The sequence below is a fragment of the Pseudosulfitobacter sp. SM2401 genome, assembly GCF_042932805.1.
Lineage (GTDB): Bacteria > Pseudomonadota > Alphaproteobacteria > Rhodobacterales > Rhodobacteraceae > Ascidiaceihabitans.
Map to the genome: position 1 here is coordinate 204,158 of NZ_CP170633.1, position 19,125 is coordinate 223,282.

Genomic DNA, 19,125 nt, shown 5'->3' on the forward strand with positions numbered 1-19,125 from the left:
AACAGGGAGAACACAAATGAAAATCGGTTTTATTGGTCTCGGTAATGTCGGCGGCAAGCTTGCTGGCAGCCTGATCCGGAACGGCGAAGACGTCACGGTCTTTGATTTGAACGCAGAATTTGTGACTGCAAAAGTGGCTGAGGGGGCCAAGGCTGGTGACAGTGCGGCGCATGTGATGCAAATCTGCGATGCGGTCATCACCTGCTTGCCGAGCCCGGCGGCCTGCGATGCAGTGGTCGCAGAGATGCTGCCCCACGTCGGCCCCGGTAAAATCTGGATGGAAATGTCGACCACGGACGCAGAAGAGGTCAAACGCCTTGCAGCCCTTGTGATTGCGGCGGGTGGCGAAGCTGTTGATTGTCCGGTTTCAGGTGGTTGCCACCGTGCCGACACCGGCAACATCAGCATCTATGCGGGGTGCACGCGTGCGACTTTCGACAAAGCACTGCCGATCCTGACGCACATGGGACGTCGAATTTTGCACGTGGGCGAGGTGGGTATTTCATCGACGCTGAAGGTGATGACGAATTATTTGGCCACGATGAATTTGCTATCCGTTTGCGAGGCGTTGACCGTGATGAAGGCGGCGGGCATGGATCTGGGCATGACCTTTGAAGCGATTTCGATGTCGTCGGGCACGTCCTTCGTACATGAAACTGAAAGCCAGCTGATACTGTCAGGCAGCCGCGATGTGAATTTCACGATGGATCTAATTCAAAAGGACATCGGACTATTTCAGGCCATCGCCGATCGCAATAATGTTCCGTTGGAACTGTCGCCTTTGATGATCGAAATGATGACGGACGGGCAAAAGCGTTACGGCATGCGTGCGCAGTCTGATCGCATGATCGAACGGCTCGAAGAGGCGACGGGTCTGTCGATCACAGCGCCCGGTTTTCCGACCGAACTGGTCGACGATGAACCCGAAGAGCGCGGCTATGAGGTGGTCCCAAAACGCTAACGCCCTTGTGGCGCAGCCCCGATCAAGGGTAGGTGGCGCGGACTGACAAAAAGGAACGCATCATGAGCGACGAGGTTATTGGAACTGTGTACGCCTCTGCCGGACGGCGGATGTTGGGCATCGTGTCGCTGGCGTTCTTGGGGATTTTGTTGATTTACCTGTGCTTGGCAAAGCCACCGTCGTTGCTGGGTCAGTTGTTTTTGCTGATCATTGGTGCCGGATCGCTTTGGCTGGCGGATAAAATGCGGCGCGCCACGTCGCACGTGATCGAGCTGACCGAGACCGAAATTCGCGACAGCAGCGGCATTGTCATTGCGCGGATCGAGGACATCGTCAGTATTGATCGCGGATTTTTTGCGTTCAAACCGTCAAACGGTTTCCTGTTACGCACCAAAAAACCCGAAACGCGTGTGTGGCGTCCGGGTCTTTGGTGGCGCATTGGTCGCCAGATCGGGGTCGGTGGTATGACACCGGGGCATCAGACCAAATTTATGTCCGAGATCATTGCCGCGACGATCGCGCAGCGTGATCTTTAATCGCTCCACAGAATCTGTGGTGAATAGCGCGGGCGCGTAAAGACGAAATTTACGATTTCGTGGTCAGATAGCCCAGTGTTGTAAGGCGGATTGTATTTCACAAACGTCTCCACAACCATAATCCGTTCGTTGTGCGGCATGATTGGCAGGCGGGTGTGCCAGTTGGAAATGTTGTTGTTCTTTAGCTCAGGCACCCAGCCTTTGGTTTTCGACCAGTCACGCTTGTAGATATTGTTGTCGGCGTCGAATTTAACGCTGGTGATACGGATGGATGTGTCTGTGACATTTTCGTTGGTCAAATAGGCCAGCAGTTCTTGTGTGCCGTTCAGAAATGCCTGATCAATCAGAGCAGTCTCACGTGAGATCATGTCGCCAATCGTAAACGCAGCCTTTTGGTTCAGCGAATGCTTGCGATAGGCGTCAAAGATCGAGAACAGCGTCAGAAAGGCCCAGAACAACATCGGCAACAAGATCATCATTTCGATGGCGATACTGCCGTCTTCGTCGCGGGAATATCGCTTGACCCAATGGCGCAGTGTTGCGCGTTTCCAAGTGCGTTTATGTTCCATTATTGTGGCTCCTGCACAAAGGCCGAGACAGACACCATTTTGGCACGTCCGGAACCGTCTTTGGTAAACGAATGCCCCAACCCGGACGTCGGAAAGACGGGTTTGAACATGTAGCACGCGCGCAGCAGCATGGTTTCGTGGTCCAGGCCGTTCGAGAATGCCTGCAATGGTGTCACGGGCTGTGAAACATCCACACAATCCGCAGACCCGCCGAACCCGTTAAAGTTTCTCATGTCGATAGGGTTCATCGACAAACGCAGCGTGTTTTCGCAATCGTTGGGCAGACCAGAGTAGTCGCAGATCATCTGCTTTAGGTTCTGATGCGTGTAGTTCGCACCTGTGTTCAGGCGAATGTTGCGCACGGTCATATCGACACCGCGGTCAAGAAACACTTGACGCATTGAGTAGATGCCCATTTCGACAGAGGTCATAAACATAGTGAAGATCAGGGGCACACCGAGCGCGAATTCAACAATCATCTGGCCATCTTCATTGCGCCCGAACCGCTTGATGCGACTTAGGAATGTCTGTTTCATTGGGTCAACCTCAGTTGGTTAATTTGGCTGGCGATGGCCTTGAAGGCTTCGGAAATTTCGACCCCTTCGACACGGAAGAAATGGCTAGGCGACGAGGCGCAGTTGGACATGACCGTTGCGCTGTAATCGCTCACTTCAAACCCGACGGACCAGATCACAATGCCTTGGTCTTTGGCGGCTGTGCAGATGCTAGACAGCATGCCATCGGCCTGTGATGCGCTGTACTTCGTGTATTTCCAGTTGTCGTGCTGGGAATAGTGCACGTAGCGGTTCAAATACCATTGCAGCGGATACTTGTTCCAATGCGCATAGTGGCTGGGGTTGGCATAGTACCAAGGCTGAATGCGCTCGGTGCTTACGTTTTGCCCGTCTGTCATCAGCAGGATCGTTTTCAGGGTCTCCACGTCATCGTAATTGGCAGGGCGGGCGGCAAAAATACCGTCAACTTTTCCATCGAGCGTCAAGGCTTGGGTCACCGGACGGAACGCCGGATCGAGCAACGCGACACCCCATTTCATACCAAGGTGGATCGAAGTGTTGGCCCGTGACGTATATTTGTCGATCGTGGTCTTCAAACCTGAGTTGTCCTGAGACAAAGGCACGATGCGTTCGTAGGTTTGACGCGGGCAGCCCGGGTTCTGGATCGTGTTGTAGTTACGACTGCTCCCGTTTTCAAAGTTCTGCATTTGCGGGTACGCTTTGGCCAGATTGATGCCGGGCGTGTTGAAGTCGGTGGTGTCAAAATCGATGCAATGTGAATAGCTATGCAGTTCTTCACTGAGCAGCTCATTGAAGATGTCGGGGCCGATATTCACCTGCGCGGTGTAGGGCACCAGCGACACCGAAATCAAATCTGTCGTTTCTTCGCGGATGACCTCGCTTACAAACGACTTGGCGGCTTGTTTGAGGTTACTCATCTTGTTGTTCCAGTACATCGAACCGGAAATATCCAAAACCATCGAGATTTCGACATTCGAAATCCGCTCTTCTGCGGTGCTGCGGGCAGGCACGCCCAATTCGTCAACGCCAACCAAACGCATAAAGCGTGTGGGGGTGACAGTATTGGCGGTCAGGTTCACGGTGCGGTAGTTCAGCCCTTCATCCACGGTCACGGTGGACAGGTAGGACGACATGCCGGCCTTTTCGAAATAGTCGTTTACCACGGCTTCGGGATCTAATGTCTGATCCAGATCGGCCCCGGCCAAAACAGCGCGATCGCTGATGTTTTGTAGACGTGTGCGCTCCATTTCGTTGCGCATCAAATCGACGCCAATGCCGCCGACCATTAGCATCATCATCAGCATCATGATGGCAAAGATAGTCACAACGCCGTCTTCGTTACGCCCAAAATGTTTGAGCATAAACACCAGATCAGGTGTCGTTAGCTTGTCTTTGCAGCCCGACGTAGAGCAGTCCGTTTTGGTCTGTTTCAGCGCAAACATGATGAGCTTCCATTTGTTTCAATTGCAACGGGGAAACCCATTGCGTCGAAGCATTTGATGACGTCCAAATGTGTCGTGAATCGGGCCAAAACGGGATATGTCTATGATTTCTCGGTCGAAACGCAGACAATCCAGCGCATTTCTCAACATTGTTAACCTATCGTTAATGAATTGCGTCAACCCTGAGTAGATCGAGTGAAAACAGGTGTTTTCGAAGACTAATTTGTCCCAAGACGGAGCTGGCCCTGAATTTGGAATACTGATTTTCTTAAACTGCCCAAAAACTCGGCATTTTGTCTCGCGCTCGTTAACGATCTCGGCATAGGTTGTGGATATTGACTGACAGAACGTCGAGTCGAAATTACTCAGAAGGAGAAATCGGATGAGTGCCCCCCAAGAGCCCAGCTTTCGCGAAAGCGTAGATATGATGTTCAACCGTGCCGTTGCACTGATGGACCTGCCGCCCGGGCTAGAAGAAAAAATCCGCGTCTGTAACGCCACCTACACTGTGCGTTTTGGCGTGCGATTACGGGGCCAAATCCAAACTTTCACAGGATATCGTTCGGTTCACTCTGAACATATGGAACCTGTCAAAGGCGGTATTCGCTTTTCCATGGGCGTCAATCAGGACGAAGTCGAAGCGCTTGCGGCCCTGATGACCTACAAATGTGCGCTGGTTGAGGCTCCGTTTGGTGGATCCAAAGGCGGGCTGTGCATCGATCCACGTCAATATGACGAACATGAACTTGAGCTGATCACACGGCGTTTCGCCTATGAGTTGATCAAGCGCGACCTGATCAATCCATCCCAAAACGTACCGGCCCCGGATATGGGCACGGGCGAACGCGAAATGGCTTGGATGGCGGATCAATACGCGCGGATGAACACGACAGACATCAACGCCAAAGCCTGCGTCACAGGTAAACCGCTGAACGCTGGTGGGATCGCCGGTCGGGTCGAGGCGACGGGGCGTGGTGTGCAATACGCCTTGCGCGAGTTCTTTCGCGATCGTCAGGGTGTTGAAAAAGCCGGCCTTGATGGCACGCTTGATGGTAAGCGCGTCATTGTTCAGGGGCTCGGCAACGTGGGCTATCACGCCGCGAAGTTCCTGAAAGAAGAAGACGGTTGTGTCATCACCGGTATCATCGAACGGGACGGGGCACTGACCAGCGCCAAAGGTCTGGACGTGGATGCGGTTCAACATTGGATTGGGGCGCATGGTGGTGTCGCGGGTTATCCGGATGCGACATATGTCGAAAATGGCGCAAAGGTTCTGGAAGAAGACTGTGACATTCTGATTCCAGCGGCACTTGAGGCTGTGATCAACCTAGGCAACGCGGCGAACGTCAAGGCACCCTTGATCATCGAAGCTGCCAACGGTCCGGTCACTGCGGGCGCAGACACGATCCTGCGCGACAAAGGCACAGTGATCATTCCAGACATGTACGCCAACGCCGGTGGTGTGACGGTGTCCTACTTTGAGTGGGTCAAAAACCTGAGCCATATCCGTTTTGGCCGCATGCAGCGCCGCCAAGAAGAAGGGCGTCACCAGTTGGTTGTCGATGAACTGGAGCGGCTCAGTGCCGATTCCAAGATCGGTTGGGAACTCAGCCCTAACTTTAAGGAACGCTATCTGCGTGGCGCCGACGAACTGGAGCTTGTGCGCTCGGGCCTGGATGATACGATGCGGATTGCCTACCAATCCATGAGTGAAATCTGGCACGGACGCGAAGACGTTCAGGATCTGCGTACAGCTGCATATCTGGTGTCCATCGGCAAAGTCGCAAGCAGTTACCGCGCCAAAGGTCTGTAATTTGGCTTAACCAGAAGACAACTGGTTGCTGTGATACGGCGCGCCTTTTCAAGGGCGCGCCGTTTTTTGTAGCCAAGACAAAGTCGCCCATAGGCTTGTTCCGGTCGAAAACCGATTGTTTCTCTGTTCATTGCGTAGTTATCTCGCCTCTATGGGCTGGTTGAAATCCGGCGGCACTGGGGGACAAGTGATGCGTTTTTCCGGACTACGTGTTCTGAAAGAAGGCTTAACAGGCAACAAAGGGTGGTCACCGCATTGGCGCGATCCTGAGCCCAAGGCAGAGTATGATGTGATCATCATTGGCGGCGGCGGGCATGGTCTGGCGACCGCATATTATCTGGCCTCGCAGCACGGCATTACCAATGTTGCCGTGTTGGAAAAGGGATATCTTGGCGGTGGCAATGTTGGTCGCAACACCACAATTGTGCGCGCGAATTACGGCCTGCCTGGCAATTCCGAATTCTACAGCCATTCGCTGAAGCTGTGGGAAGGGCTTGAGCAAGAGCTTAACTATAATGTCATGCATTCGCAGCGTGGTGTGATCAACCTATTCAATTCTGACGGGTCCCGGGATGCGGCGGCGCGGCGTGGCAATGCGGTTATTGGTCAGGGGGATGACGCTGTCCTGATGGACAATGCAGACGTGCGTAAAATGCTGCCTTATCTTGATTTCGACCAAACCCGGTTTCCGATTTATGGCGGTTTGTATCAACCTCGTGGCGGCACTGCCCGTCATGACGCAGTCGCTTGGGGATTTGCGCGCGGCGCCGATCAGCGCGGTGTAGATTTGATCCAGCAATGCGAAGTCACCGGTATTGATATCGTCGACGGCGTGGTCAAAGGCGTGCAAACCACACGTGGCGCAATCCGCGCGAAAAAGGTCGGGATTGTGGCCGCTGGCCGCTCTAGCCAAGTTGCGGCGATGGCGGGCATGCGTTTGCCAGTCGAAAGCCACGTTTTGCAGGCGTTTGTCACAGAAGGGGTGAAGCCAGCCATCGACCATGTCATCACCTACGAGGCGGGTCATTTCTATATTAGTCAGTCGGACAAAGGCGGTTTGGTCTTTGGCGGGTCGCTCGATTTGTATTCCAGTTATGCGTCGCGGGGGAACCTGCCCATGGCCGAACACGTCATCGAAAGCGCGGTGACGCTGATGCCGTCCATCGCCAAAGCCAAGGTTTTGCGCAGTTGGGGCGGGATCATGGACATGTCGTCTGACGGGTCGCCGATCATCGACAAAACCCACATCGACGGGCTCTATATCAACTGCGGTTGGTGTTACGGTGGGTTCAAAGCGACGCCTGCATCGGGCAACACATTTGCGCATCTGATGGCGACGGGCAACCCGCACACGGCGGCCGTGCGGCACCGGATGGACCGTTTTTCAACAGGCGTGGGTTTGATGGACGAAGAGGCAACCGGCTCTCAACACAATCTACATTAGCGTTTGGGGATGACGATGGATGCCTCCGGCGGGAATATTTGGGATCAGAACAAAATTGGGCAGCGCGCCCGATCAGGAGAAGTGTAATGCGGCTGCCATGTCCGATTTGCGGTGAACGCGACATTCGTGAATTTTACTATCAGGGTGCAGCTGTGGCATTAGATCGCCCCGATCCTGAGGCTTCGGCTGACGCGTGGCTGGACTACGTTTACTTGCGCGACAATCACCCGGGGCCGCTGCGCGAGCTGTGGCATCACGATGGCGGCTGTTCTGCGTGGCTGGTCGTGACCCGCAACACGGTAACGCACGAAGTGTTGGGCGCTGAACTGGCGATAGATGCAAAAGGGGCGCGCACGTGAGGCTGACTGATAAGGGTCTGATTGACCGCAACGCCCCTGTTTCGTTTTCATTTGACGGGGTCGAGTACAATGGGTTCAAGGGCGATACGCTCGCCTCTGCCTTGCTCGCAAACGAGGTGCGCCTTGTCGCGCGTTCGTTTAAATACCACCGTCCGCGCGGGATTTTGACCGCAGGTTCAGAGGAACCAAATGCACTCGTGACGATTGGATCTGGGGGGCGTGCCGATCCCAATGTGCGCGCCACGGTGCAAGAGATTTACACAGGCCTTGATGCGCGCAGTCAGAATGCTTGGCCGTCCCTTGGTTTTGATGCGCTGGCTGTGAATGATCTGGCAGCGCCTTTCTTGGGGGCTGGGTTTTACTACAAAACATTCATGTGGCCGCGCGCGTTTTGGGAACGGGTGTACGAGCCGATTATCCGACGCGCAGCTGGTCTTGGCGCGCTCAGCGGGCAGGCGAATACGGATAAATACGAACGCGCCTTCGCGCATTGTGATCTGTTGATTATCGGAGCTGGCCCTGCGGGTTTGATGGCGGCGTTGACGGCGGCGCGCTCAGGTGTGGATGTGATCCTTGCGGACGAAGACAGCATAATGGGCGGGCGTTTGAACGCGGAAACCTATAGGGTGGATGGGCAAAGGGGGGCTGACTGGGCGGCAAATATCGTCGTGGAATTGGCCGGCATGGACAACGTTCGTCTGATGACGCGTACCACGGTGACGGGGGCGTACGACCAAGGCACCTATGGTGCGCTTGAACGAGTGAACCACCACACAGACCGGCGCGACGGCAAAGCCGTGCTTGAAACATTCTGGCGGATCGCGGCCAAGAAAACAGTGTTGGCGGCAGGTGCGCTAGAACGCCCCATCGCGTTTCAAAACAACGATCGTCCCGGCATCATGATGGCGAATGCTGTGCGCGCTTATGTCAACCGCTGGGGGGTTGCCCCGGGCAAAACAGTCACGGTGTTTGCCAACAACGATGATGCACATCGCAGCGCAATGGACCTGCAAAACGCAGGCGTGCATGTGGCCGCTGTGATCGACAGTCGCAACAGTGCAAAGGCGCTGGGCGATTACCGCTTGATCACCGGCGCGCAGGTTTGCGCCACGTCTGGCCGCAAGCAGTTGGAAAGCGTTACGTATCGCACAGCCAGCGGCGAAGACAGCATTTCGACCGATTGCCTGGCGATGTCGGGTGGGTGGAATCCGTCAGTGCACATGACGTGCCACATGAATGGGCGGCCCACGTGGCGCGAGGATATCGCGAGCTTTGTGCCCACGCCCGGTTCGATCCCGAACATGACGGTTGCAGGCGCGTGCAACGGCGATTTCTCCACAGCGGCGTGTTTGGCGGCGGGGGTCGCGGCGGCGCGCGACGCCCTTGCGGCCTTGGGGACCAAGCCCGCTGAGGTGCCGCGCCCGAATGCCGAAGACAGCGATTACAAGATGGAACCGCTCTGGGCTGTGGCCGGCAAAGGCCGCGCGTGGCTTGATTTCCAGAACGATGTGTCGGTCAAAGACGTCAAACAGGCGGCCACCGAAAATTTCCGCTCGGTTGAGCACATGAAGCGTTACACGACCCAAGGCATGGCGACCGATCAGGGCAAAAATTCAAACGTTAACGCGCTGGCGTTGTTGGCGGATGCGACGGGGCGTGGCATTCCTGAAACTGGCACAACGACGTTTCGCCCGCCGTATTCGCCCGTGGCGATTGCCGCGATGGGCGCGGGGGCACAGGGCAAAGGGTTCATGCCTGAACGATTTATCACCAGCCATGCCGCGACAATCGAACGCGGTGCGCCGATGATGGAGGCAGGCCTGTGGTATCGCCCGTCATATTTTCCTGCCAAGGGTGAAACGCATTGGCGGCAATCTTGTGATCGCGAGGTCAATCTGGTGCGCGAGGCGGTTGGCGTGTGCGATGTGTCCACGCTGGGCAAAATCGACATTCAGGGGCCAGACGCCGCAGCGCTGTTGGATTTTGTCTACACCAACATGTTTTCCACGCTCAAAACCGGGCGCGTACGCTATGGATTGATGTTGCGCGAAGACGGGCATGTGATGGATGACGGCACCACCGCGCGCCTGTCGAATACGCATTTTGTGATGACCACGACGACGGCAGCCGCAGGTCAGGTGATGCGCCATCTGGAATTTGTGACGCAGTGCCTGCGCCCCGACTGGGACGTGCGGTTCACGTCTGTTACGGAACAATGGGCGCAGTTCGCGGTTGCGGGACCAAAGTCGCGCGAATTGCTGAACGGGTTGCTGTCGACGCCAATCGACAATGAAACCTGGCCGTTCATGGCATGCGGAGGCGTGACCGTCGCTGGCGTCCAAGGGCGATTGTTCCGCATCTCGTTTTCGGGCGAACATGCCTATGAAATCGCGGTGCCTGCGCGCTACGGTGACGCGCTGTTTTGGGTGCTGCTGAAACAGGCCGAAGCCATGGGCGGTGGTGCTTACGGAATGGAGGCCTTGAACGTGCTGCGCATCGAAAAGGGGTTCATCACGCATGGCGAAATTCACGGGCGGGTGACGGCGTTTGACATCGGGATGGACCGGATGATCAGTGCCAAAAAAGACTGCATCGGCAAGGTTATGTCGCAGCGCGAGGGCCTGTTGGATGAAGACCGCGAACAGCTGATGGGGTTCAAACCCGTGGGCGCGGTAAAGCAGTTGACGGGGGGCGCGCATTTCTATCCAGAAGGCGAGGACCCTACGCCTGACAACGACCAAGGCTACATGACTTCTGTCGGATTTTCCCCGACATTCGGGCATTTCTTGGGGCTTGGATTTGTGCGTGGCGGTGCGGCACGACAAGGCGATCGTTTGCGCATGATCGACGCTGTGCGCGGCATCGAAACCGTGGTCGAAGTCTGCCACCCTGTCTTTTTTGACCCGAAAGGGGACCGTGCCCGTGGTTGATTTGAAACCTAAAACGCCGCTCGATAATATGGTTCCGTTGACCATCGGCACCGTGACATTCGCGGAAATCGACGCGGGACCACTGACTTCGATGTCACCATATCTTGGGCAGGCAGGCAACCTGTCAGACGCTTTGAAATCTGCCCATGGCATGACGCTGCCCGGCCCCAATCGCGCAACTGGCAAAGACGGTGCGCGTGGAATTTGGTTCGGCCGCGACCAAGCGTTGTTGATTGGGCCGCCCCCGCACCACACGCTCGCCAAACACGCCGCGTTGACAGATCAGACCGATGCGTGGGCCACAACGACGCTCACGGGTGCGCAGGCCACGGATGTTTTGGCCCGTCTGACCCCGCTTGATCTACGCGATGCACATTTCAAACGCGGACACACGGCGCGCAGTGATTTGATGCACATGAACGCCTCGATCACGCGCTTGGGCACCGACACGTTCATGATTATGGTGTTCCGATCCATGGCGCAGACGTTACTGCACGACATTCAAACGGCTATGGAAGGTGTGGCGGCGCGCGGATAAGCTGCTGCGAATCTTGTCCGTGTTTTCTGGAGCCGTCTTATGCTGTCCCTTTTTCGCCTGACCACCATCGCCGCCGTTTTAGCCGCCGGAACTGCGCATGCTGAAACCATCAGCAAGGATGACGATTGCGTCTATCAAGGCCAGGTTGTCGCCGCGATCCAAGCTGCGCGGCTGGAACGCGTCAAAGAAAGCCAGTTGGCTGAACACATCGCCGCGAGCAATCCTGAATGGCCGGAGCGCTATAATAAGGCGATCACGGTCTTGGGTGGTCCGATCTACGATCTGAAACGTCGCGACATTAAATCTGTCGATCTGGGCACCCAATGGAAGGATGCCTGCCAGTCCAAGTGACGAACTTTGGCAATTGTCACAACGGCGGCCCTAGACTCTGACCGTCGCAGACCAATATTGTATAAACATGAGCCTGCCCCCCGGATTCCTTGACGAACTGCGCACCCGCGCCAGCCTGTCCCAAGTGGTCGGGCGCAAAGTCATATGGGACACACGCAAGTCGAACCAAGGCAAAGGCGACATGTGGGCACCGTGCCCCTTCCATCAGGAAAAATCCGCCAGCTTTCACGTCGATGACCGCAAGGGCTTTTACTACTGCTTTGGCTGTCATGCCAAAGGCGACGCGATTTCATTCGTGCGCGAAACCGAAAACGTCAGCTTTATCGAGGCGGTGAAAATCCTCGCGGATGAGGCCGGCATGCCGATGCCGGAACAAGACCCCAAGGCCCAAGAAAAAGCCGACCGCCGCACGTTGTTGGCCGAAGTTATGGAGCACGCGGTCAAGTTTTTCCGCATGACCTTGCAACAAGGTGTCGCGGCTGATGCGCGGTCCTATCTGGAGCGGCGCGGTCTTAAGGCGCAAGCAATCGAGCGTTGGGAAATCGGATTTGCCCCCGACACCTGGCAAGGGCTGTGGGATCATTTGATCGGAAAAGGCGTCGAACCTGACCTGATCCTAGGGGCCGGATTGGGCAAACCCAGCCAAAAAGGTGGCAAGCCCTACGATACATTTCGCGGGCGCATTATGTTCCCGATCCGCGATGCGCGTGGGCGCTGCACGGCGTTTGGTGGCCGCGCGATGGACCCGAACGACAACGCAAAATACTTGAACTCGCCCGAGACCGAATTGTTCGACAAGGGCCGCAGCCTGTACAACCACGGCCCTGCGCGCACGGCTGCGGGCAAAGGCCAACCGCTGATTGTCGGCGAAGGCTACATGGACGTGATCGCCATGTCCGAATTCGGGTTCGAGGGCGCAGTTGCCCCGTTGGGCACCGCGATCACCGAAAGCCAGCTGCAAATGATGTGGCGCGTCGCCCCCGAACCAATCATCGCGCTGGACGGTGACACTGCGGGCTTGCGCGCCGCGATGCGCCTGATTGATCTGGCGTTGCCGTTGCTTGAGGCCGGGCAATCCTTGCGATTTGCGCTGATGCCAGACGGCCAAGACCCCGATGACGTTCTAAAGGCGAACGGCGCACCGGCGCTGAAAAAGCTGCTGGATGGTGCTATTCCGATGGTGCAATTGCTGTGGCAACGCGAAACCGACGGCAAGGTTTTTGACAGTCCCGAACGCAAGGCGATGCTGGACAAAGTGCTGCGCGAAAAGATCAAAACCATCAAAGATCCGTCGATCCGCAATCACTACGGCCAAGCGATCAAGGAAATGCGCTGGGATTTGTTTTCCACCAAGCGCCCGAACCAGCAGCGTCGCCAACAAAATGGTGGCTTTCAAAAGGGCGGGTTCAAAGGCAAATGGCAGCCGCCACAAAACGCGCAAGCAACGACAAAATCATCGGCCCTTGCCAACGGGCAGGGCGACGCCGTCACGGTGCATTTGCGCCAGTCGGTGATCTTGGCGGCCCTCGTGTGTACCCCGCAAGTGGCCGAAGAATTCGAAACCAGTCTCGAAAACATGAGCTTTCGCAACAGTGAGCACAGCGACATTCGCAACCTGATTCTACGCAACCTGGGGGCCAGCACAGAGGTGTTGCGCGAAAATATATACAGCGCACTGGGGCCCGATGCTCTTGAAAATCTGCTCGGCGCAAGCCATGTCGCAATCATCCCGTGCATCCGAACACCGGGCGATGCCGACAAGGCCCGCATGACTGTGGCCGAAGAGCTTGCCAAACTTGAAACGGTGCGGGGATTGGACGCTGAAATTGCGGATGCAGTAGAAGACCTAGCCGGCGTGGCCGATGAAGGCGTCACATGGCGCCTAACCCAGGCCGCTTTGGCCGCAGAAGAAGCGGTGCGCAGCACACAAGAAGACAAAGGCGATTACGTCAGAGGATCCAACGGTGCCAACGTCAGTCGTGACGAACGCAGTGCCTTGGATGCGTTGATGGAAACGATTCGTTTTTCAAAAGGCAGCTAATTGTGCCTTTTGAGTATGAATCCTTAGGAAAAAGACGGTAAACGGGTGGCCGAATCACCCGAAGGCGTGAATGATTCTCTGACTGATTCGTTTTTCGAATCACTTCCGGAGCCCTGACTAGGAGCACTCGATGGCCGCGAAAGACAATGACGACGCCAAGCGCGAAGATGCAGATGGCGATCACTCGCTTGATATGAGCCAAGCGGCCATCAAGAAGATGATCGGTGAAGCCCGTGAAAAGGGCTATATCACCTATGACCAACTGAACACGGTGTTGCCCCCTGATCAGGTAAGTTCTGAACAAATTGAAGACGTTATGTCGATGCTGTCCGAAATGGGCATCAACATTATCGAAGACGAAGATGCCGAAGAAGACAAAGGGCCGACCGATCTGGTTGCCACCGAAGGCACACGCGATCTGACGCTGGGTTCGACGGGCCAAGAAAAACTGGACCGCACCGATGACCCTGTCCGCATGTACTTGCGTGAAATGGGATCGGTCGAACTGCTGAGCCGTGAAGGCGAAATCGCGATTGCCAAACGCATCGAGGCGGGCCGTAACACGATGATCGCCGGGCTTTGTGAAAGCCCGCTGACGTTTCAGGCGATCACAATCTGGCGCGACGAACTGTTGTCCGAAGAGATTTTGCTGCGCGACGTGATCGACCTTGAGGCGACATTTGGCGATCAAATGGGTGAGGAAGAAGAAACCACACCTGTTGTGCCTGTCGTTCCTGGGGCCGCTACCACCGAAGAAGCCAAGCCAGAAGTCGACGCCGATGGTAACCCGATCACCACGGATGACGACGATGATGACGAAGACGAGCAAGCCAACATGTCGCTGGCCGCGATGGAAGCTGCGCTGAAACCGCAGGTTCTAGAGGCGCTCGACATCATTGCTGATGACTACGTTCAACTGTCGCAAATGCAGGACAGCCGGATTTCGGCGACCCTGAACGAAGACGGGTCTTTTTCTGAAAAAGACGAAAAGAAGTATCAAAAACTGCGCTCGGAAATCGTTTTGCTGGTCAACGAATTGCACCTGCACAACAACCGTATCGAGGCCTTGATTGACCAGCTGTACGGCATCAACCGTCGCATCATGCAGATCGACAGTGCGATTGTGAAACTGGCCGACCAAGCACGGATTAACCGCAAGGAATTTGTTGAAGAATACCGTGGCCGTGAATTAGATCCGAACTGGCTCGAAGAGATGGGTCAAAAGGCTGGTCGCGGCTGGCAGATGTTCATCGAACGCTCTACCGAAAAAGTCGAAGAACTGCGCGGCGAAATGGCCCAAGTTGGTCAATACGTTGGTCTTGATATCCCTGAATTCCGCCGCATTGTGCAGCAAGTTCAAAAGGGTGAAAAAGAAGCCCGCCAAGCCAAAAAAGAAATGGTCGAAGCGAACCTTCGTTTGGTCATTTCGATTGCCAAAAAATACACAAACCGCGGTCTGCAATTCCTCGATTTGATCCAAGAAGGTAACATTGGCCTGATGAAGGCCGTCGATAAGTTCGAATACCGTCGCGGTTACAAGTTTTCGACTTATGCCACTTGGTGGATCCGTCAGGCGATCACGCGTTCTATCGCGGATCAGGCGCGCACGATCCGTATTCCTGTGCACATGATCGAAACGATCAACAAACTGGTCCGCACAGGTCGTCAGATGTTGCACGAAATCGGTCGCGAACCGACACCAGAGGAATTGGCAGAAAAACTGCAAATGCCTTTGGAAAAAGTCCGCAAGGTGATGAAAATCGCCAAAGAACCGATTTCTTTGGAAACTCCGATTGGCGACGAAGAAGACAGCCAGTTGGGCGATTTCATCGAGGACAAGAATGCCGTGCTGCCTTTGGACAGCGCCATTCAGGAAAACCTCAAGGAAACGACAACACGGGTTCTGGCCTCGCTTACGCCACGTGAAGAACGTGTTTTGCGGATGCGGTTTGGTATCGGCATGAACACCGATCACACGCTCGAAGAAGTGGGCCAACAGTTCAGCGTAACGCGCGAACGTATTCGTCAGATCGAAGCCAAAGCACTGCGCAAACTGAAACATCCGTCCCGTTCGCGCAAACTGCGGTCGTTCCTGGACCAGTAAGCGAAACAAGACATTTCGACACAAAATCAAACGCCGTCCTTACAAGGGGCGGCGTTTTGCATATATCGGGTCTATGGATATGCAAATCACAAACGCCCCTCCGCCAGAAGTGTCGGACACAGACCTGATCGTCTTTGATGGCGAATGCGTTTTGTGCTCGGGATTCTTCCGTTTTATGATCGAGCGCGACGCAGGTCGTTTCCGGTTTGCCACCGCACAATCACCGGTCGGGCAGTCCCTGTACAAGCATCTTGGCTTGCCGGTGACCGATTTTGAAACCAACCTCGTGATTGTAAATGGCGTGACCTATCAACGCCTTGATGCATTTTGTGCGGCGATGCAAAGCCTCGGGTGGCCTTGGCGTGCACTTGGCGTGGCGCGGTTTTTGCCAAGCCTAATCAAAAATCCGATGTATCATTTGATCGCGCGCAATCGCTACCGAATTTTTGGATGCTACGAGACTTGCATGATGCCAACACCTGACATCATTTCGCGTTTCGTGAAAAATGGCACATGATCCAATCCCCGTTTCAACGTGCCTTGGGGCCAGATTTTGCCAAGTTGCCCGCGGCTTTGCAGCGCTTTCACAGCAGTGATCCGCCGTGCCGGTTTCACGGCCGTGCGCGGGTTGAGCACGGGCGCGGCATCTTGCCAGCGATTGCCATCAAATCGGGCGGGTTTCCACCGCAGACCACAGACACTGCGATCTCCATCACCGTGACGTCAAATTCTGTATCAGAAACATGGGAACGTATGTTTGGCACCCATAAAACTACGTCTGAACTGCGCTACGATACGGCCACATCAGCCATCATCGAACGGTTTGGAACTGTGACCTGCACCCTTGTGCCTGCGCTGAACGATGGTGTTCTGAATGTCGCTGTCGTACGTGCATCAGTGCTGGGCATACCTTTGCCGAGGTTCATTTCACCCCGCAGTGACTCCCGCGAGTGGCAAGACGAACAGGGCCGGTTTTGCTTTGATATTGCGGCTTATTTAGGCGGGGATCGCTTGTTGATCCGGTATTCAGGATGGCTTGAACCAGCTCTGCGCACCACCTCGTGATTTTGATGTGAACGAAGGACGCACTACATGAAAGTCAGCTAAAGGAGAACGTTCTAATGCGTAAATTTACCCCCTGTGTGATGATCGCCGCCACCTGTGCAGCCTTTGGTACAGCCGCGTCGGCCAACGGGTTCTATTTGGATCCACGGCTGGATGTGAACCCTGTATCCGCAACCCAATTCGAGGTTATCGAGGGCCGGGGTGAAGGCGCGCGCGGTATGTGGTGCGCTGCGGCCTTGCACTCGGTTAACCAACTTGGCGTGCAACGCGGACGGATTTACGTCGCTCAAGCACGCGGTCTGGCCGTGACGGCGCAAGGACGCAAGGGCGTGGTGTTTTCGACCCAAGCTGTTGGCGATGCTGGTCCTTCACCCTCGGTGACAGTGCGTCAGGTCGGGGCCAACCTACCTGTGCAGCATGCCCTGCAATTTTGCCGTGATTACGACATCAACAGCTCCGATTTCTAAGCCTCATTGATCAAAGGATACTATCATGTTTCACAAAACCCTTACGATGGCAGCCGTTGTTGCACTTGCAGCAGTCCCGGCTGTCGCACAAACATTTCGCGCTGAAAACCGTGTCGACGTGACGCCCGCTTTGAACAATGCGTTCCAGATCAGTTCAGGCGGCGATTATGGCGCGCGCGGCATGTGGTGCGCTGCATCTGATTACGCCCAAGACGTGCTTGGGGCGTCTGGCACAAGCCGCATTTACATCACAGAGCCACGCACGTCGACATCCGGCCCGGTCACGTTCAGCCTTGATGCGAACGGCACACAAGGCAAAAGCGTGTCTATTGTCGGGGCCTCGCTGCGGCAGCTCGGGGCGAACCTGTCCGTCGATCATGCTTATCAATTCTGCTACGACGCGCGGATCACGAATTCGCGATAGGCATGACTTTGCGACCTCTTGCCCTATCTCCTTGGGCAGGAGGATCAATTTATGCGGTATCTGATCACAGCGGCCCTGATGGTGCCATCGCTGGCCATGTCTGACACGCTTGGTGAGCAGAGCGGGCTAACGATCAACACGATCAACGCCACCGATTTCGAAGTCATCGAAACCCAATCCATGGGGGCGGCAGATTTCTGGTGCGCCGCGGCCAGCTATAACGAGGCGCGTCAGGGGCGTTCCGATTTGATCGCGCTGTATGTGCGCAGCCCGCGTGGACCCGCAAAAACGGCGCAGGGCTACAAAGGTGTCGTGTTCACCACTGACCCAGCCGGATTACCGCCACCAATCGCGTCCTTGACGCTGAGTGTGGACCAGCCCGGAGCGACATTGAAATCTCGCAAAGGCCGCAGTTTTTGCCGCGATGCATTTACACGTTCGACGAAGTAGCGCTTGAACGATTGCGCATCCAGCGGCATTTTAACGGCATGCATACAACATTTCAAATGAGAACAAACGGCGCTGGCTTGTACGAAATCACCGACGATGTGCGTGGGTGGATAAGCGGGCGTGCCGACGGTTTGCTGACACTCATGATCCAACACACCTCCGCATCGCTGCTGATCCAGGAAAACGCTGATCCCGAGGTGCAAACCGATTTGCAGGCGTTCTTTTCGCGGCTCGTGCCGCCCAGCAGTGATCCGTCGATGGCCTACCTTAGGCACACCTACGAGGGCCCCGATGACATGCCCGCCCACATCAAAGCAGCGATGATGCCTGTCAGCCTGCAAATTCCGGTTATGCAAGGGAAACTGCGGCTCGGGATGTGGCAAGGAATTTACATTTTCGAACATCGTAACCACCCTCATGATCGAAATGTGGCTGGGTATTTCAGCGAGACTTCGCGCATCAAATGAGAGCCAGCATCTAAGGGCTTATTTTGCGGTCATATTTCTCCTCTACCCAAAGTGTAGCGGTTACCCTATAACTGTGGATAAGTGGGGCCTTAACCCCACAATCAGGCGGGACAGTTAAAAAAGGGGACCGGCCTATGCGCTGCCCATTTTGTGGAAATATCGACACTCAAGTAAAAGACAGCCGTCCAGCGGAGGATCACGTATCCATCCGCCGTCGCCGGTTTTGCCCCGCATGCGGCGGGCGATTTACGACGTATGAACGCGTGCAATTGCGCGATCTCGTGGTGATCAAAACCAACGGCAAACGCGAAGACTTTGATCGCGACAAGCTGGAACGCTCCATTCGCATTTCGTTGCAGAAACGCCCGATCGATCCGGAACGGATTGATCAGATGATTTCTGGCATCGTGCGTCGACTGGAAAGCATGGGCGAAACGGACATCGGCTCTAAGCAGATCGGCGAAATCGCGATGGAAGCGCTAAGCCGGATCGACACAGTGGCCTACGTGCGCTTTGCATCCGTTTACAAAAACTTCCAGGCAGCGGATGATTTCGACAAGTTCGTTCAAGAGCTTCGTCCACCAGAAACATCCCAAGACGAGTGAGCGTAAGGGGTGACACCCGCTAC

At 55.5% G+C, this 19,125-nt stretch carries 20 protein-coding genes; 17 read left to right on the forward strand and 3 right to left on the reverse strand.

Annotation, left to right across the window (positions count from 1 at the left end):
- Positions 1 to 16: 16 nt before the first annotated feature.
- Positions 17 to 961 (forward strand): NAD(P)-binding domain-containing protein, encoded by a 945-nt coding sequence (locus ACFIO0_RS01010; protein WP_390912766.1) that lies wholly within the window; start codon positions 17 to 19, stop codon positions 959 to 961.
- Positions 962 to 1,023: 62 nt separating this feature from the next.
- Positions 1,024 to 1,497, forward strand: coding sequence for a hypothetical protein (locus ACFIO0_RS01015; protein WP_390912768.1), 474 nt, complete (start codon positions 1,024 to 1,026; stop codon positions 1,495 to 1,497).
- On the opposite strand, the gene ACFIO0_RS01020 is transcribed toward ACFIO0_RS01015, so the two are convergent.
- Genes ACFIO0_RS01020 through ACFIO0_RS01030 form a run of 3 tightly spaced genes read right to left on the reverse strand, consistent with a single transcriptional unit; the run spans position 1,494 to position 4,044 of the window.
- A complete protein-coding gene (locus ACFIO0_RS01020) occupies positions 1,494 to 2,066 on the reverse strand; it encodes a TadE/TadG family type IV pilus assembly protein (RefSeq protein ID WP_390912770.1) in 573 nt (190 codons plus the stop codon). The genes ACFIO0_RS01015 and ACFIO0_RS01020 overlap by 4 nt on opposite strands.
- Complete coding sequence (locus tag ACFIO0_RS01025; protein WP_390912772.1) at positions 2,066 to 2,602, reverse strand: TadE/TadG family type IV pilus assembly protein; 537 nt, start codon at positions 2,600 to 2,602, stop codon at positions 2,066 to 2,068. The genes ACFIO0_RS01020 and ACFIO0_RS01025 overlap by 1 nt, the downstream gene beginning before the upstream one ends.
- Positions 2,599 to 4,044 carry a pilus assembly protein TadG-related protein gene (locus ACFIO0_RS01030; RefSeq protein ID WP_390912774.1) on the reverse strand — a complete coding sequence of 482 codons (1,446 nt, stop codon included), beginning with the start codon at positions 4,042 to 4,044 and terminating at the stop codon, positions 2,599 to 2,601. The genes ACFIO0_RS01025 and ACFIO0_RS01030 overlap by 4 nt, the downstream gene beginning before the upstream one ends.
- 382 nt (positions 4,045 to 4,426) lie before the next feature.
- On the opposite strand from ACFIO0_RS01030, the gene ACFIO0_RS01035 reads away from it, so the two are divergent.
- The 15 genes from ACFIO0_RS01035 to nrdR all read left to right on the forward strand — a co-directional run bounded on the left by ACFIO0_RS01035 (position 4,427) and on the right by nrdR (position 19,102).
- A complete protein-coding gene (locus ACFIO0_RS01035; RefSeq protein ID WP_390912776.1) occupies positions 4,427 to 5,857 on the forward strand; it encodes a Glu/Leu/Phe/Val dehydrogenase dimerization domain-containing protein in 1,431 nt (476 codons plus the stop codon).
- 190 nt (positions 5,858 to 6,047) lie between these two features.
- On the forward strand, positions 6,048 to 7,301 hold the full coding sequence (locus ACFIO0_RS01040) for a sarcosine oxidase subunit beta family protein (RefSeq protein ID WP_390915264.1): 1,254 nt from the start codon (positions 6,048 to 6,050) through the stop codon (positions 7,299 to 7,301).
- 86 nt (positions 7,302 to 7,387) lie between these two features.
- On the forward strand, positions 7,388 to 7,660 hold the full coding sequence (locus ACFIO0_RS01045; RefSeq protein WP_390912778.1) for a sarcosine oxidase subunit delta: 273 nt from the start codon (positions 7,388 to 7,390) through the stop codon (positions 7,658 to 7,660).
- The gene (locus ACFIO0_RS01050) at positions 7,657 to 10,590 is read left to right on the forward strand and encodes a sarcosine oxidase subunit alpha family protein (protein ID WP_390912780.1); all 2,934 of its coding nucleotides are present in this window, start codon (positions 7,657 to 7,659) and stop codon (positions 10,588 to 10,590) included. The genes ACFIO0_RS01045 and ACFIO0_RS01050 overlap by 4 nt, the downstream gene beginning before the upstream one ends.
- Complete coding sequence (locus ACFIO0_RS01055) at positions 10,583 to 11,128, forward strand: sarcosine oxidase subunit gamma (protein ID WP_390912782.1); 546 nt, start codon at positions 10,583 to 10,585, stop codon at positions 11,126 to 11,128. The genes ACFIO0_RS01050 and ACFIO0_RS01055 overlap by 8 nt, the downstream gene beginning before the upstream one ends.
- Positions 11,129 to 11,167: 39 nt before the next feature.
- The gene (locus ACFIO0_RS01060) at positions 11,168 to 11,479 is read left to right on the forward strand and encodes a hypothetical protein (protein WP_390912784.1); all 312 of its coding nucleotides are present in this window, start codon (positions 11,168 to 11,170) and stop codon (positions 11,477 to 11,479) included.
- A 67-nt stretch (positions 11,480 to 11,546) separates the two neighbouring features.
- On the forward strand, positions 11,547 to 13,520 hold the full coding sequence (gene dnaG / locus ACFIO0_RS01065; protein WP_390912785.1) for a DNA primase: 1,974 nt from the start codon (positions 11,547 to 11,549) through the stop codon (positions 13,518 to 13,520).
- Between the two features lie 130 nt (positions 13,521 to 13,650).
- Positions 13,651 to 15,624: an RNA polymerase sigma factor RpoD gene (rpoD, locus tag ACFIO0_RS01070; RefSeq protein ID WP_390912787.1), complete on the forward strand. Its 1,974-nt coding sequence runs from the start codon at positions 13,651 to 13,653 to the stop codon at positions 15,622 to 15,624.
- Between the two features lie 73 nt (positions 15,625 to 15,697).
- On the forward strand, positions 15,698 to 16,141 hold the full coding sequence (locus tag ACFIO0_RS01075) for a DCC1-like thiol-disulfide oxidoreductase family protein (RefSeq protein ID WP_390912789.1): 444 nt from the start codon (positions 15,698 to 15,700) through the stop codon (positions 16,139 to 16,141).
- Positions 16,138 to 16,689 carry a DUF4166 domain-containing protein gene (locus ACFIO0_RS01080; RefSeq protein WP_390912790.1) on the forward strand — a complete coding sequence of 184 codons (552 nt, stop codon included), beginning with the start codon at positions 16,138 to 16,140 and terminating at the stop codon, positions 16,687 to 16,689. The genes ACFIO0_RS01075 and ACFIO0_RS01080 overlap by 4 nt, the downstream gene beginning before the upstream one ends.
- Before the next feature lie 56 nt (positions 16,690 to 16,745).
- Complete coding sequence (locus ACFIO0_RS01085) at positions 16,746 to 17,156, forward strand: hypothetical protein (protein ID WP_390912791.1); 411 nt, start codon at positions 16,746 to 16,748, stop codon at positions 17,154 to 17,156.
- Between the two features lie 25 nt (positions 17,157 to 17,181).
- Positions 17,182 to 17,580: a hypothetical protein gene (locus ACFIO0_RS01090; RefSeq protein WP_390912792.1), complete on the forward strand. Its 399-nt coding sequence runs from the start codon at positions 17,182 to 17,184 to the stop codon at positions 17,578 to 17,580.
- 51 nt (positions 17,581 to 17,631) lie between these two features.
- Entirely contained in the window at positions 17,632 to 18,030 is a 399-nt protein-coding gene (locus ACFIO0_RS01095) for a hypothetical protein (protein WP_390912793.1), read from the forward strand.
- A gap of 38 nt (positions 18,031 to 18,068) precedes the next feature.
- Positions 18,069 to 18,497, forward strand: a complete 429-nt coding sequence (locus tag ACFIO0_RS01100; protein ID WP_390912794.1) for a secondary thiamine-phosphate synthase enzyme YjbQ — start codon at positions 18,069 to 18,071, stop codon at positions 18,495 to 18,497.
- 134 nt (positions 18,498 to 18,631) lie between these two features.
- Positions 18,632 to 19,102, forward strand: a complete 471-nt coding sequence (gene nrdR / locus ACFIO0_RS01105) for a transcriptional regulator NrdR (RefSeq protein ID WP_390912795.1) — start codon at positions 18,632 to 18,634, stop codon at positions 19,100 to 19,102.
- Positions 19,103 to 19,125 lie beyond the last annotated feature (23 nt).